This is a genomic window from Leeuwenhoekiella blandensis MED217, assembly GCF_000152985.1.
Classification (GTDB): Bacteria; Bacteroidota; Bacteroidia; order Flavobacteriales; family Flavobacteriaceae; genus Leeuwenhoekiella; species Leeuwenhoekiella blandensis.
The window spans coordinates 2285638-2300450 of record NZ_CH672395.1; the positions used below are offsets into that span (position 1 = coordinate 2285638).

The window sequence follows — 14813 nt, forward strand, 5'->3', positions numbered from 1 at the left end:
AAACGTTTTAAACACACTCACACATAAACGTTTAAACTAAAATCATGTAATTATTCTGAAACAACAATATCCCAAGAACGTACGTTACAAAAACGTCCAGGGTTTCCATCCTTTTGAGTAGTAATTTGTCCTACGGTAATTGTTGAGTTTTCGTCTAAGCTAAATTCTAATCTGTAGGTGTATTCATTACCCAAAGCTGCGTTGATTCGTTTATAAACCAATACATTATCTGCCGTTTGTACATCTGAAACATCTGGTAATGCGTCACCTTTTGCCACAACAAAATAAGAACCTCCTTCATCTGTTAAGGAATGGTTTGTATCACGTATTAAAACATTAAGAATATAAGATGCCGGTTGTACATTGGTTACACTTTGATAAATTTTACCATTGGTTATCGCGGGAGCTCCCCATCCTGATTCCATATTAAAAATATTGCCATTCCATTCATCCCAACCCCCGTGGCCGTTATGAATTTTCACAGGTTCTGTTGTAGTCCAATCCTCTAAGATCCCCCATCTTCCAGATATAGATGATGCTTTAAAAGGTATTGCAGCATTAACCAGTACCGGTTTTGAAATAGGTGTAAACGAAACATATTCGGTATAAAAAGTATCAATCGCTGTTTCTTCAGGTTTAAATACCGTACGATATTGATATGTTGACAACGGTTTAAAATCTGTAATAGACCAAACATCCTCATCGATTGGGACAAAAACGGTGGTTTCAACATCTGCAGTATTGGTATAAACAACCTCGGTACCAATAACCCCACTTGAAAGATCCATACCGGCATATGCAATAGCCAGACTGTCTTCAATTAGGTTATTTGCGGTTACTGGTCTATTAAAAAGTGTATTTTGATAGCGCTCACCATACACAGTTCCTGTAATATTGGAAGCTAAAGATTTATTTCCTTTTGCATCATAAGTGCGTAACTCAAAGTTGTAAATATTCTCAGGAATATCTTCTATCATCACTTCTAACGTATCTATACCTTCTGAACGTGTAACAGGAAGGGATAGGGAATCTCGCTTATCATTCCAGAACACTCTTAGCTCGGTAATTTTTGGATCTGCGTTTACGACTCCTTGCAGCATGATTCGATTATTCCCTGAAAAGGCTTTTAAAGAATCTATACGTTCAGTGTAGCTGATTTCGCCATCAGCGGCAAACTTTTTATAGTCGTCATATTCCTCTTGAGTACAAGACCAAAAAATTGATCCAAGCCCCAAAAAGGTGATTAATGTATATTTATAGATGTTTTTCATAAGTTCTAATTTTTAATTACAGATTAGAATTACCATAAACCTGTAGTTCTGCAATACCCATAGCATAGGTTCCTGCCCAGTTATCAATCATTTCAATTCTTATATAGCGCATAGGAGGAGCATTGGGATCAATATCCCAGCTGAATCCGCTATTTGCCGTCTCAAAATCTTCGTTATTACTTTGACCGTAAGGCAAACCACTTGGCTTTACTTCTTCATAACTACCTAATAATGTCCACTCGCTAAGATCTCCTGTTGGCTCTAACTCAGCCGAACCATAAATCTTCAACTCTTTCATACAGACGTTATAAAAATATTCGCGACCGCTACCATTACCTCCATCATAGTATTCAGGATAATCCCAAATCACAATACGACTAAGCTTGGTAAGCACACCTATGTCAAAACTAGTGATGTGCGTATCTTCGATAAAGTTACCTTGCGTTAGATAACATCTGGGCCAGTCCCAGTTATTGCCATCCCACATCCCACTTTTAGGTGTAGAATTATGACCTGGTGCATCGTTAGGTAACCTTAAGTCACCATAATTTGATTTAGGAATAGCTTCTTCAAATAAAGGTGTAATCGTGCTTTCTAATGTATCTGTATAGTTTAACCATCTATCACGCACAGTAAAACCAAAATCTTGGGCAAGCGTATCTAAACCTCTTAGACGTCCATTGATGATATCTGTTGAAGTATAAATACTGTTAGGGTCTGTCACATATTCACCTTGCTCATTCTTAGTGAGAATAAGTATCGCAATATCCATACGCTCTGGATTTTCGGCGTTGACGAAAATTCCACCAAAAGCTTCTCCTACATCCAGACTGTTATATACATCGAATATTGGAGACTGCAGCGGGTTTACGGTAACGGTTACCGGTGCCGAAGCTACTTCACTTCTATTTACAGCAACCACCTCAACTTCAACATCTTCATTCCCAGTAAAACCTTCTAGAAGCATTGAGTTTTGATAATAGGATGCTTTTACTTCCATTTCTCTACCTGTGGGCAACGTATAATTTGCTTTTATATATAACAAGTCCTCATCATCAGGCAAGGTATAGGTAAGCTTTGCTTTACCTTTAAGATTCTCTACCTGAAGATTTGAAATTTGCTGTGGTGCACTAGAATTTGCTTCCAGCGGCACTTGATCAACTTCTTCTGAGCAGCTCCACAAAAGGACCACAAGACTCAAAAAGAATATTTGCTTTAATGTTTTTGTTTTCATAATCTAAATTTTTTAAGGATTTTACCAACCTGGATTTTGTACCAAATTGGTATTTCTTATAAGTGATGTCTCACTTAAAGGCCAGAAGTAATCTCTTGGAGATACAAAACTTTGAAGATGAATGGTACGCACCTGATAATAGGCTGCTTCAGATTCTCCAAAGACATTCCAACCTTGTACATCATCATTAAATTCTTCTACGGCACGTTTCCATCTCAATAAATCCCAATAGCGCTGTCCCTCAAAAGCGAGTTCGATCATACGTTCTTGTTGAATAATGCTGCGTAAACCATCTTGTGTTGTAGGTTTATTAGGATTAACCGAATGTGCAGCCCATGATTCTACTACGCCGTCAAGTCCTGCACGATCGCGTATACGGTCTATATATTCATAGACTTCAGCGCTAGGCCCCTCTACTTCATTCAAAGCTTCAGCATACAACAAGTATAGATCTGCGAGACGCATCTGTGGCCAAGCATAACGCTCAAAAGAACCACCGTCATTACTAAAAGTCATTCTCCAGTTTACCAGCTTTTTACAATAGTACCCTGTCTCGTTAAAGAAAAACGGATGATCACTACCACTGTAGTCACCAAATTTCCCTTCAATATGCCATTTGGTCTCATCTTGTAATGCATCACGCTTATACCATGTACTACCGTCAAAACCAAGGTCTGCATAAAAACGTGGCTCTCTGTCAAAATTCAATCTGGAAGTACGGTAACCTTCTTCAATATTGAAGCGCTCTTCTGGTGTAGCTTCACGCAGTTCTAAAATATCGTTGAAGTCATAATTACGATCTTCGGTAATTGGGACTCCATTATCGGTATAGAATAATCTTGCCATCGTAATCGTAGGAGACAATACCTTACGTGCTACACGTGTATTATGTCCTGCCTCTAATGGCGCCATTGCACTTGCCTGTAACCCATCTTCCCCGTCTGTTAAACTCTGCGTATTAGGCCAAATCAACTCTATACTTTCAGGATCTGTAATGGCATTGCGTATGCTCAGTTTAGTCACTGTAGTATCAGTAAGATTAAAACCTGTAACTGAAGAGTTGAATCGAAAAAGTTGAATTCCTGCTGTTTCTGCAGCGTCTATAGCTTCTTTAGCAGCATCTGCGGCCTGTTGCCATTTGGTTGGATCATAGGTCGTGTTGTAAAGTGGTGTACCATCGGTGTTTACCATGGTCGACAGATCTGCGTTACCGTTATAAAGCGGACTCGCAGCAGTGACCAACACTTTTGCCTTTAATGATCTTGCAATTACCGAAGTAATTCTACCAAACTCGGTATTGATATCTGTAATAACCGGAGGAAGAACAGCCGCTGCTTCATCAAGAAGTTGAACTACATAGGCTATACCCTCGTCATAAGGTTCTCTTGATAGATCAAATGCCGGTGTAGGCGCATCAATGTCTACATTTTCTCTAATGATGGGTATAGCCCCATAAAATTTCATCAGATAGAAGTGGTAATATGCCTTTAAAAATTTGGCTTCAGCAATCCAACGCTCCCGCTCTGACTGCGTGATATCGGGTACATTATTCTCATCAGACATATTTTCTATAAAAATATTACAGTGTCTGATTCCATCCCAGATCTCAGGTCCGTCATAAGGGGCGCCTGCTTGATATTCACCTTGCCATACATTGAAATATGGATTTGAAACGCGCTGTCTACCCAATGCAATTTCTAGAGCAAAATAATCTCCATTCTCACGATTGTCTGGTACCCACATTTCATCTCCAGCTAAAAACCCTGCATTTCTACGCGGATGACCTAGACGTGGCATATAGGAGTAGCAAGTAAAAAGATACTTTTCTGCCTCTTGACGTAAATTAAAAATCTTATCTACAGTAGCGAGTCCATCGGGTACAACATCTAAATAATCGTCCTGACACGAATTAAACCCAGCGAGTGTCGCCAAACCAAAGGCAACAGCTGCGGTACGATTCAATAGTCTTTTATATAGTATATTTTTCATAATTCTTTATTCTAATTTTAAAAGTCAAATTGAAGACCAAGGTTATAAGCTGCTTGAATAGGATAGCCTAAACCATTACCTCCCATTTCAGGATCCCATAAGTCAAAGCTGCTCCACACGGCAAGGTTGATCCCACTGGCGTAAATACGCAAGGAGCGAATACCCAATGCATCTACCAGCTTTTCTGAAGCTCTATAACCAATCTCTACATTTTTTAACCTTAAGAAGTCATTGTTTTGTAACCACCAAGAAGAGCTCTGAGCATTGTTCTCTACCACATTTGGACTCAATCTTGGCCAAAATGCATAAGCATCTCTATTGTCTTCAGACCAATAACTATCTGCGATAAGTTTTAAGAGTCCATTTTGTTGACCTAATTGATTACCAGTTCCTAAGACAAAAGGTGAAATAGCCGCCGAATTAATTTGAAATGACGATCTCGCCGAACCTTGAAAGAAAACACTTAGATCAAAATCTTTATATCCTACAGTTCCTCCAAAACCATAGATCAACTCTGGAGTAGTAGGTAATCCAATTGGAACACGGTCTAATGAAGTAATCACACCATCACCATTCACATCCCTATATTTTATATCACCACCGGTATAATTACCAAACTGTGTTGGAGAGTTATTGACTTCCTCCTGATCTGTAAATAAACGTTCGGCTATATAGCCATACATTTGAGAAGCATTATTTCCTACCTGAGATAAATATCCCAATTCGTCAGGATAGTTGAGCTCATTAGTCTGTACGACCTCGTTTGTAGCAAAGGTCAAAGTTGCTCGTGCTTGCGTCCACCACTCTTGATTGATTTGGCGATTATAATCTAGCGATAAGTCGATTCCCTTAGATTCTAATTCAGCAAAATTAACCTGTGGATTTGCAGTTAAACCAATGACATCTCCAATCTCAGTTCTACGTTGTAGAATATTGGTTCTGTTTTGTTGATAGATTTCTGCAGTGAAATTTAAATCACGCCATAAACCTATGTCAATCCCAATATTGAATTGTTCTGAAACTTCCCATCCAATATCAGGATTTGCATAACGATCAATTGAAATACCGGGTCGTCCAAAATTATATTCCTGTCCAAAGGTTGCTCCAAATCCACCATTATTAGGGTTCACACGCGATAAGTAAAAGAAACGATCTTCGTCTGCATTACCAATCTCATCATTACCGGCTTTACCATAGGTGAATCGTAACTTAAGATTGCTAAACGTGTCCTTTAAACCTTCAAAATACTTCTCGTTAGATATCACATAACTCGTTCCAAATGAAGGGAAAAACCCATATCTGTTGCTTCGGTCAAAACGCTCTGAACCATTATATCCAAAACTGAACTCAGCAATGTAACGCTTATCAAATGCATAAGTAAATCTTCCTGAAAATGTATGGTTTCTGTACTGTAAAGATTCTTGAAGATTATCATAGTCTGTAGTCTCATAACTCTGAAGTACGTTGATCAAGAAACCTGATACTGCATGAATATCATTAAAAGTTTTATCATAATTCAGCGTAAACTGATTGTAAATTCTTGAACTAGACTGATTGTTTGAGCCCGCAAGATTTAAGAATTCTGTACCGGGAAGACCTATAGATGATTGTGTTCCATCATTCAACACGCGCAATTGAACACCTCCGTCTACCGGATTTCTAGAGGCTTGATAATAAAATGGATTATACGCTCTACTAATAGAATATGTATTATATCTACGTATGTAGTTCATCGTACCAATTTTTAAACCTTCAGTTATAAAGTCAAGCTCTTGATCTATTGATATCTGTGCCTGAACGGTTGAATTTTTGGTCGTTCTATACCCTCTAACCATTTCTGCATAAGGGTTTGTATAGAGTGCATTACTGGCAAGCGATAGAGGTGCATTACCAAATAGAGGATGTTGTGCTAAAGGATATAATTCAGCAGGATAAATAGAGGTAAAAGCCACTGGGTTTGCATTCACTGTAGAGGCAATGATGTCACCACCATTTGAAATTGGTCCATTATAATCATCAAACTGGCCGTAAATATTAACGGTAGCCAAGGTCGTTGGCGTAAGGTCAATATCTAGTTTACTCCGTAACGAATAGTTTTGAAGTTTGATATTACTATTAAAATTGTTGATAGGATTTACATCTAGAATACCGTTATCAATATTATACGTTCCTGAAACATAATATCGGGCACGTTCAGAACCACCACTTGCACTTATGTTGAAACTTTGATTTATAGTATACTCTTTGAGTATCTGATTGATCCAATCATTACTAGGATATAAATAAGGATTATCTCCTGCTGCCGTACGGTCTATCTTGGTTTGTGAATACGGTAGAACAGCTAAAGGATCACGTGTGAGCGCCGCTTCATTAGCCAAACGCATATAAGTGATATTATCTGCAAATTCAAAGTTTTGCGTATTGGTCGAAACTCTGGAAGCTGCACGTGCACTGAATTTTGCTTTTCCTGCTTTACCACTTTTAGTAGTAATCAAAATCACCCCGTTTGCTCCTCGAGCACCATAAACCGAAGCTGCCGCAGCATCTTTAAGTACAGAAAAGGTATCGATATCGTCAGGCTGTAAACGTGCCAAATCTGTAGAGGTAGACTCTATATTATCGATAAGAATAAGTGGATTACGTTTTCCTGAGCCAAAAGTGCTTAAACCACGGATAAAGAAATCTGAGTTGTCTGCTCCGGGCTCTCCAGATCTTTGAAAAGAAACCATTCCAGGAACACGACCTGCCATCATATTGGTCAGGTTATTGGTAGGCCCTTTTAATTCTGCAGGATTGATCGTGGCAATGGAGCTTACCTGACTTTCTTTTAGCTGTTTACCTCCAAAAGCGATAACCACGGTTTCTTCTAAAGATTCTGAGCTTAAGCTCATTGTAACGTTTATCGTTTCTTGGTCAGAAACAACTACCTCTTTGGTCTCAAAACCAACAAAGGAGAAAACTAGCGTTGATCCCGGAGAGACCCGTATAGAGTAATTTCCATCAAAATCTGTTGAGGTTCCATTTTGTGTTCCCTTTTCAACAACCGTTACCCCTATTAAAGGTTGATTGCTATCACTACCGTCATAGACAGTACCTGTAATAACCTGCTGTGGTTGATCATAGGCCCTATTTGCATCTAAAGCATATGAATAACCAGACACCACTAAAAGCAATAGATAAAGTCTGGTTTTTATAACCATTTTGAGTGTGTATATCATAATTGTGTGTTGTAGTATTCTTTCAATAAATGTGATTTTCAATTGTTAATTAAGTTTCTGCTAACTGCTATTGTTTCCATAATTTTTCATTTTTTGGCTTTATTAGTTAATATTCAGTTTTTATTCGGCAGGTGTTGATTCTTGGAGTTGCCAAGTGTCCTGCCATTTTATTTCGGGTTTTCCGTTGTTGATTTCCAGTGGTAACCATATATACCTACCGTCGATATGGTTTTTAGGATTCCATCTATCGCCCATATAGATGTAGGAAGTATCTGATTTACTTATTACCGGTAAGATGAATGTGCTTTGAGAATGAAATGTGACTTTACTGTGCTTCCCTTTGGCCGGATTTCCAAGAGATTCCCAAGGACCAAAAATGGATGTAGCCTTGAATGATCTTGCAGGATTGGGAGCCCAACCTGTAAGCCCTGAAGTAACCATGTAATAGGTTGCTCCTTTTTTAAATATTGCCGGCGCCTCGTTTTGACCTCCCGGCTGAATACGTGCCCATTTCCCGGTAAAGCCTAGATAATCATCAGTAAGCTCAGCTATATGTAACGTTTGATTCTCTTCTGAAGAATGAATATGATATGCACTACCGTCATCATCTACAAAAAGAGTCATGTCTCTAGACATTTGACCTTCTTCAAAATCGCGTCTTACATAAAGACCATTTTTGAGCGCTGTTGTCCACTCTGGTGTCCACCACTCCAACTTATTATCTGAGGCGCTGCTTAGCTTTTGATCTTCTGAAAAATTAATGGGCCACTGCCCTGCATTTGGTCTATAGGATTTGAGATAGGTAAAAGGTCCCATAGGAGATTTACTGGTTGCCACACCTGTTCTTGCAGCTGCATAGCCTTGACCTTTGAGTTCAAGGTGAAACCACATAACATAGTTTTGCGTTTTCTCATTATATATAACTTTTGGGCGCTCTATTACAGATCCAATGGTGATTTCAGAATCAGGATCTTCTGACACACTTAGTGCCACTCCTTCATTCGTCCAATTGTAAAGATCAGTAGATGAATAAACTCTGACCCCTACCTGTGCCAGACTGTTTTTATTTTTATGCTCACCATACCAATAGTAAATTCCATCTTCTTCAAATATCCCACCACCATGCGCATTTATGTGCTCGTGGTTGGTATCTAGCCATAGCGATCCTGGTGAAAAGTAGGTATGTTTTTCAGAGAGTTGCGCATTAGAAAAATACCCACATAGCAATCCAAAAAACAACAACATTAAAAATTTCTTTACATATTGTATGTTTGCCATAGTTGTTATAAATAGTTAAAATATTGTTTCGTATATTTTTAACGAAATCGAAATAGTAATCAACTTCGAATACAATTTTCACATATTTTAAGAGTTTTGGCAAGGGTCAAAATGGCAAAATAAGGGGGTGTAAATGCGCATTCATCAATAAAAACATATATTTTCAGTTTTTTCACCAACGTTTACTCTTATTCTTTATATTATCTTTAAAATTCTAGTGTTATGGTCCTTTCAAGACATTCTGTAGGTTTTTTCACTTTAATAGTGTGTTTTATATGCATTACTCCTACCCTAATTTTTGGCCAAAAAAATGAAAATACCAAGACCGGATTTTTAGACAAAGAGCTTACCTTTTATAGTTTGGACACTCAAAATGGACTCTCAAATAATATTGTTAAAACCATTGGAGAGGATGCTCTAGGATTTCTTTGGATAGGTACTTCAGATGGACTCAATCGTTATGATGGGAACGCATTTGAAATATTTAGAAAAGAAAATTCTGGACTTTCAAACAACTACATTCAAGACATTTCTTTTGCACCAGATGAACGTATTATACTTGCTACAGACGGCGGGATCAACTTCTATGATTCAAAAACAGAACGCTTTGATCTCTTAAATAACTATTATCCGGGTCTCAAACTAAGTGTAAACTCATCTGTTGTTCTTGACCATAATCGCTATGCTATAGGTATTTACAATCAAGGTCTGTTTGTATATAATGGCACAGAAGAAATCGCATATAAAGGAGCTTCTAACAGCCCCGTAAAAGAGTTATCTTCTTTAAAAATCTCCTGTATTGCCAAGCAAAATGATTCTATTATTTGGGTAGGAACCTTTGACAAAGGGCTTAATCGTTACAATATCAAAACAGATATAGTAACTCAAATCCCGTTAACTGTTCAGAACACTACAGTTAAAGAAATAAATACAGTATATGTTGATGATGAGGCTAATGCGTGGATAGGTACTGAAAATGGACTTTTTGTTCAAAAAGCAGACGGCAAGTTTTTACACCTTGATAAAAGTGCCCATTCAACTAGATTATCAGGTAATCGCATTATGGCTATTACAAAAGATGATTTGGGAAATCTTTGGGTAGGTACTTATAATGACGGCTTAAATGTGTTTAACATAGAAAGTTTTCTCGATCAAAGCCAGGCGTTTTCTGTCGTGAAATTTAAGCCTAATGATAATAACAGTAGTATCACAAATGCATCGATAAACACACTTAAAAAAGACCGAAATGGATACATTTGGATAGGCACCAATGCCGGATTGAATTTTGTTGACCCTGCAGGTGAGCCTGTGAGGCTTTTAAAAAGTGATCTAACCGGTGGTGAGAAACTGAAACATAACAGAATTAATGACCTCATTCTTTCTAATAAAGGTATTATTTACCTAGCAACCGATGGCGGCGGAATAGATACCTATAACCCACAATCAGGAGCTTTACACCATGATGTTTACACCATTCAAAATGGACTCAAAACCAATTACCTTAATACCCTTGCTGAAGATGATAATTCAAACTTATGGGTTGGCACCTATCAAAAGGGATTACACAAATTAGATCTAAAAAGCAATCAATGGAGTTATTATCTGCAAGGCGCTAAAGAAGATGGTAATGATGTAAGGTGCCTATTTGTAGATCACGCACAACAGTTGTGGGTGGGAACAAACCGCGGCGGACTTTTTAAATACAATAAACAAAAAGATACATTTGAATACATAGATCAACTTGATGCGATAAGTCCAAAAATGGATATCAGAGCGATAGACGAAGATCAAAATGGTACCCTTTGGATGGCCACTTACGGTAACGGGATACTCAAATACAACCCTGAATCGGGTGAGGTTGCTTCCTTTTTTAATGGAAATCTTCCCGGAATTACCAGCAATGTAGGCTTTAGTATAAAAGTTTTGGACGATGGCACTATCGTAACTGGTCTTAAACATGGCGGTCTCGTTCGTTTTAAGGAAGGAGATTCTAGTGCTAAAAATTATACCGAATTTGATGGGTTAAGCAATAATACTGTTAATAGCATTATTGATTATAATGGTGCTTACTTGATCTTAGGAACCGATAAAGGGATTAGCAAGTTTAATCTTAAAGATGCGACTGTAAAAAGTTTAAATTTTTTCAATAACATTCAAGTAAGTGAATATAATGAAGGAGCTGCCATAAAAAGTTCTGACGGAACTTTATATTTTGGCGGAAACAAAGGCGTCACAATTTTTAATCCAGAAAAATTAGAACGTAAGAACATAAAAGGTTCCTTAATTATTAAAGATTTTAGACTTGCCAATGAAGAAGTTTTAGTAGATCCTAATGATTCTAAAGCTATTTTGGACCAATCCATTATTTATAAAGAGGAAATTAAACTCGCACATAACCAAACTAATTTTTCACTCGCTTTTACAAATTTGAGTTTTCCCTTTGCTACAACTACAAACTACTCGTATCTACTTGACGGCTACAATGAACATTGGATTGATCTAAAAAACACCAATCGTATCAATTTTAGCAATATTCCACACGGTAATTATGTACTAAAAATCAAAGCTGAAAATCAGGCTGAATCCCCAAAATATAAAGAGCTTGCCATTACAATTGCACCTCCATTTTGGGAAACCTGGCCTGCCTATTTATTTTATATTGTAACTCTTTTCATATTGATTTGGGCTGGATTGAAATATTATGCTGAACGTGTAAAACTGAAGAATTCACTCATTTTTGAACAACGCCAACGTCAACTTGAACAGGAAATTAATGAAGAGAGAATTCGGTTTTATACCGGCTTTTCTCATGAATTGAAAACACCACTCACTCTTATACTTGCTCCTCTTGAAAGTTTGTTAGAAAATGCGGTTCATAAACAACAACGCAAAAATCTCAAATTGATTAAACGCAATGCGAATAATCTTCTTCAGTTTATTAATAAACTTCTTGAGTTTAGAAAAAGTGAAGAAGGTCTGAGCAATTTAGATTTAAAAGAGTACAACATCACAAAAAATATCTCTAACTGGATAGATGCCTACCAGCCGCTGCTTAAAACCAAAAACATCGACCTGATCTTGTCAAAGCCTCAGTTCCCTATATCTGTATTTTGTGATTTGGAAAAAATTCAAGTGATCATAAATAATTTGGTTTCTAACGCTATAAAATACAGTCCAGAAAAAAGCAAAATTTATGTAAAGGTTGATACAATAGATAATTACCTTCAAATACGGGTAAAAGATTCAGGAGCAGGAATCGATCAAAAAGATCTAGAGCAAATTTTTGAATGGTACTATCAATCTAATATGTCATTAAAAAAAGATGGCAGCGGTATAGGGCTAGCACTTTCCAAACGCTTTGCAGAGTTACATCAAGGAAGTTTAGAAGTTACAAGCGAAAAAGGAAAAGGTTCGTGCTTCACTCTTAAAATACCTTATGACGATCAATTGCTGGATGCGTATTTGGACAATGATCAAAATGCGGTTTCCAATAAAAAAACTATAGAAAATCAATTACTTGAAAACGTTTCTACTTATAAAGAACAAACTCCTGTTAATAATCTTTTAGTCAAACCAGACAATAATCGCAAACTCCTTCTTTTGATTGATGATAATCCAGACATACTAGAATTTTTAGATGGAGTTTTGAGTCAAGAGTATGATCTAATTCACGCAGAAAATGGAGAGATAGGTATCAATCAAGCTATAAAATATATTCCTGATCTTATCATTAGTGATATTATGATGCCTATTAAAAGTGGAATTGATTTATGCCAATTTTTAAAAGGAAAAAAAGAAACTTCACATATTCCAATCATCTTACTATCGGCAAAAAATAATTGTGAAACCATCGAAACAGGATATACCGAAGGTGCTGATGATTACATGATTAAACCGTTCAATGTAAAAGTGCTAAAAGCACGCATTACCAATTTGATACACGGCAGAAAACTCTTGCTTCAAAATTTTGCAAAAAGTAGCGAAGCCTCACGATTAAATACTGAAGAAGAAAACAAGCTTCTTGAGTTTGAAAAACAATTTCTTTTAGAGTTTAAAGAAATTGTTCTTCAAAATATGCAGGAAGATGGAAAGCTTGTCACCACCGTTGCACAAGAAATAGGAATGAGCAGATCATCGCTTTACAGAAAGATTAAAGCGCTTACAGGTAAAAATATCAATAACTACATAAGAACTATAAAAATAGAGCACGCAGCTTATTTAATTGAGAAACAAAACTTTGGCATTGCTCAAGCGGCTTATGAAGTAGGCTTTAGTGATCCTAAATATTTTAGAAAGATTTTTAAACAGCGGTTTGGTAAAACTCCATCAGATTTCAAACCCAATTAACAGGATAATTGAAGCTCCAATTATTAGGTTGATTCTAGCAATAAGACCCAATCATTACCCTCGTAAATTTCGCCCGGCGGATCAAACACTTGTGTTCCTTCATTTTTGAACATACCTATAGATTGCTTGCTTCCGTCCTTTGGATTGTACCATAATGCATCTACTTGATCGCCTTCAATTTTATCCATATGTACTTCAATTGTTCTACCGGTATAGGTGTAGATCATTGCATAATCGGCTCCGCGTGTCGCTGCGAGATAATTGTAGCGTTCACCTTGATTCACAATTAAATCTTCATCAGGAACTCTATTCATATATGGGTAAGACAACATCAATTGCTTAAGATACTGCATCTGCCCTGCTCCCTCGGCTTGGAGCGCAACCTGCCAATCCATCTTATTTCCATAGGCGCCTTCGCCATCTTTTTCAGTGTAAAACTGCATTATAGCACTATGCCCATAAGTGAAACCCGCAGCACCTGCAAAAACCGACCAATATGCATATCTGCGCACATCATTTTCATTCCATAAAGGTTGCAGCGTATCGTGTAGACCTTGAGGAATTCCTTCATAAGAGGGTTCACCATCGAGTGTAGGCTTTGTGGGTTTTAAGTTGTAATCCACAGTTACATAACGCCAGTTATCTTCACCAAAACCTTTTTCTGAATCATCCTGATCATAGGTTCTATGCCCCGACTGAAACATATTAAAATCTAACCAAGATGCTGTATGAAACCAGTCTGAAGATTGCTGTCTGCCTCGCGGATGAAAAGTTTGTAAAAGCTGTGGTGTTTCCGCGTGAATACTCGTCCCCAAGGCATTCCATACTTCCTTATACTGATCACCAAAAGTATCCCCCCCATTAAGCCAAATTATATTGTTATTTTTAAATCGATTTCCTAAAAAGCGTCCATACTCTTCTGCTTGTGCTACAGACACTTTACCAGAGTTCACATTCCCACCCCAAACCGGAACTAACGCCACATACAAACCTTTTTGCTCTGCAAGATCAATTGCATAAGCCATATGGTCCCAATAATCGTAAGAAGCTGTATTTAGACTATCACCCGCTATCACATTGGGAGTGTTTATTTGATCCTCAATCAACGCCTTTGAACCATATACATTTTCTACATCTAATGTATGCAGCACCATCACTTGAATGACATTAAAACCTTTTTTCTTACGGTCATCAAAGTATGCAGCAATAGCTTCTCGATCCAATTTTTTTAATAATAACCAAGCGGTATCGCCCAGCCAAAAGAAGGGATCACCATTTGCTCTTTTAAAAAAATGCGCATTATCTGCAATCTCGATAGGTTGCAAGGTCTCAGGTTGTTCATGACCTTGCGATTCCCTCTTGTCTTTGCAACCTAAAAGCACTAAACTAACCAACAGCCATCCGGCAATTACGATCCTTTGTATCATATAGTTAAACCTTTTATACAAAGTAACAAAAAGATAACAAACAGGAATT

7 protein-coding genes are annotated in these 14813 nt (G+C 37.4%); 1 reads left to right on the forward strand and 6 read right to left on the reverse strand.

Annotation, left to right across the window (positions count from 1 at the left end; translation table 11 throughout):
* Nucleotides 1-50 precede the first annotated feature (50 nt).
* From MED217_RS09835 to MED217_RS09855, 5 genes are all read right to left on the reverse strand, one after another.
* Nucleotides 51-1271, reverse strand: a complete 1221-nt coding sequence (locus tag MED217_RS09835; RefSeq protein ID WP_009780361.1) for a DUF4998 domain-containing protein — start codon at nucleotides 1269-1271, stop codon at nucleotides 51-53.
* 16 nt (nucleotides 1272-1287) lie between these two features.
* The gene (locus MED217_RS09840; RefSeq protein WP_009780362.1) at nucleotides 1288-2505 is read right to left on the reverse strand and encodes a DUF4959 domain-containing protein; all 1218 of its coding nucleotides are present in this window, start codon (nucleotides 2503-2505) and stop codon (nucleotides 1288-1290) included.
* A gap of 21 nt (nucleotides 2506-2526) precedes the next feature.
* Entirely contained in the window at nucleotides 2527-4494 is a 1968-nt protein-coding gene (locus MED217_RS09845) for a RagB/SusD family nutrient uptake outer membrane protein (RefSeq protein WP_009780363.1), read from the reverse strand.
* Nucleotides 4495-4511: 17 nt separating this feature from the next.
* Complete coding sequence (locus MED217_RS09850) at nucleotides 4512-7712, reverse strand: SusC/RagA family TonB-linked outer membrane protein (RefSeq protein ID WP_009780364.1); 3201 nt, start codon at nucleotides 7710-7712, stop codon at nucleotides 4512-4514.
* 120 nt (nucleotides 7713-7832) lie between these two features.
* Nucleotides 7833-8990, reverse strand: a complete 1158-nt coding sequence (locus MED217_RS09855; RefSeq protein WP_009780365.1) for a glycoside hydrolase family 43 protein — start codon at nucleotides 8988-8990, stop codon at nucleotides 7833-7835.
* A 222-nt stretch (nucleotides 8991-9212) separates the two neighbouring features.
* Here MED217_RS09855 and MED217_RS09860 point away from each other — a divergent pair, with 222 nt between their 5' ends.
* Nucleotides 9213-13337, forward strand: a complete 4125-nt coding sequence (locus MED217_RS09860) for a two-component regulator propeller domain-containing protein (protein WP_009780366.1) — start codon at nucleotides 9213-9215, stop codon at nucleotides 13335-13337.
* A gap of 23 nt (nucleotides 13338-13360) precedes the next feature.
* Here the strand turns inward: MED217_RS09860 and MED217_RS09865 are convergent, their stop codons facing one another.
* Nucleotides 13361-14764 carry a glycoside hydrolase family 140 protein gene (locus MED217_RS09865; protein WP_009780367.1) on the reverse strand — a complete coding sequence of 468 codons (1404 nt, stop codon included), beginning with the start codon at nucleotides 14762-14764 and terminating at the stop codon, nucleotides 13361-13363.
* Nucleotides 14765-14813: the final 49 nt, after the last annotated feature.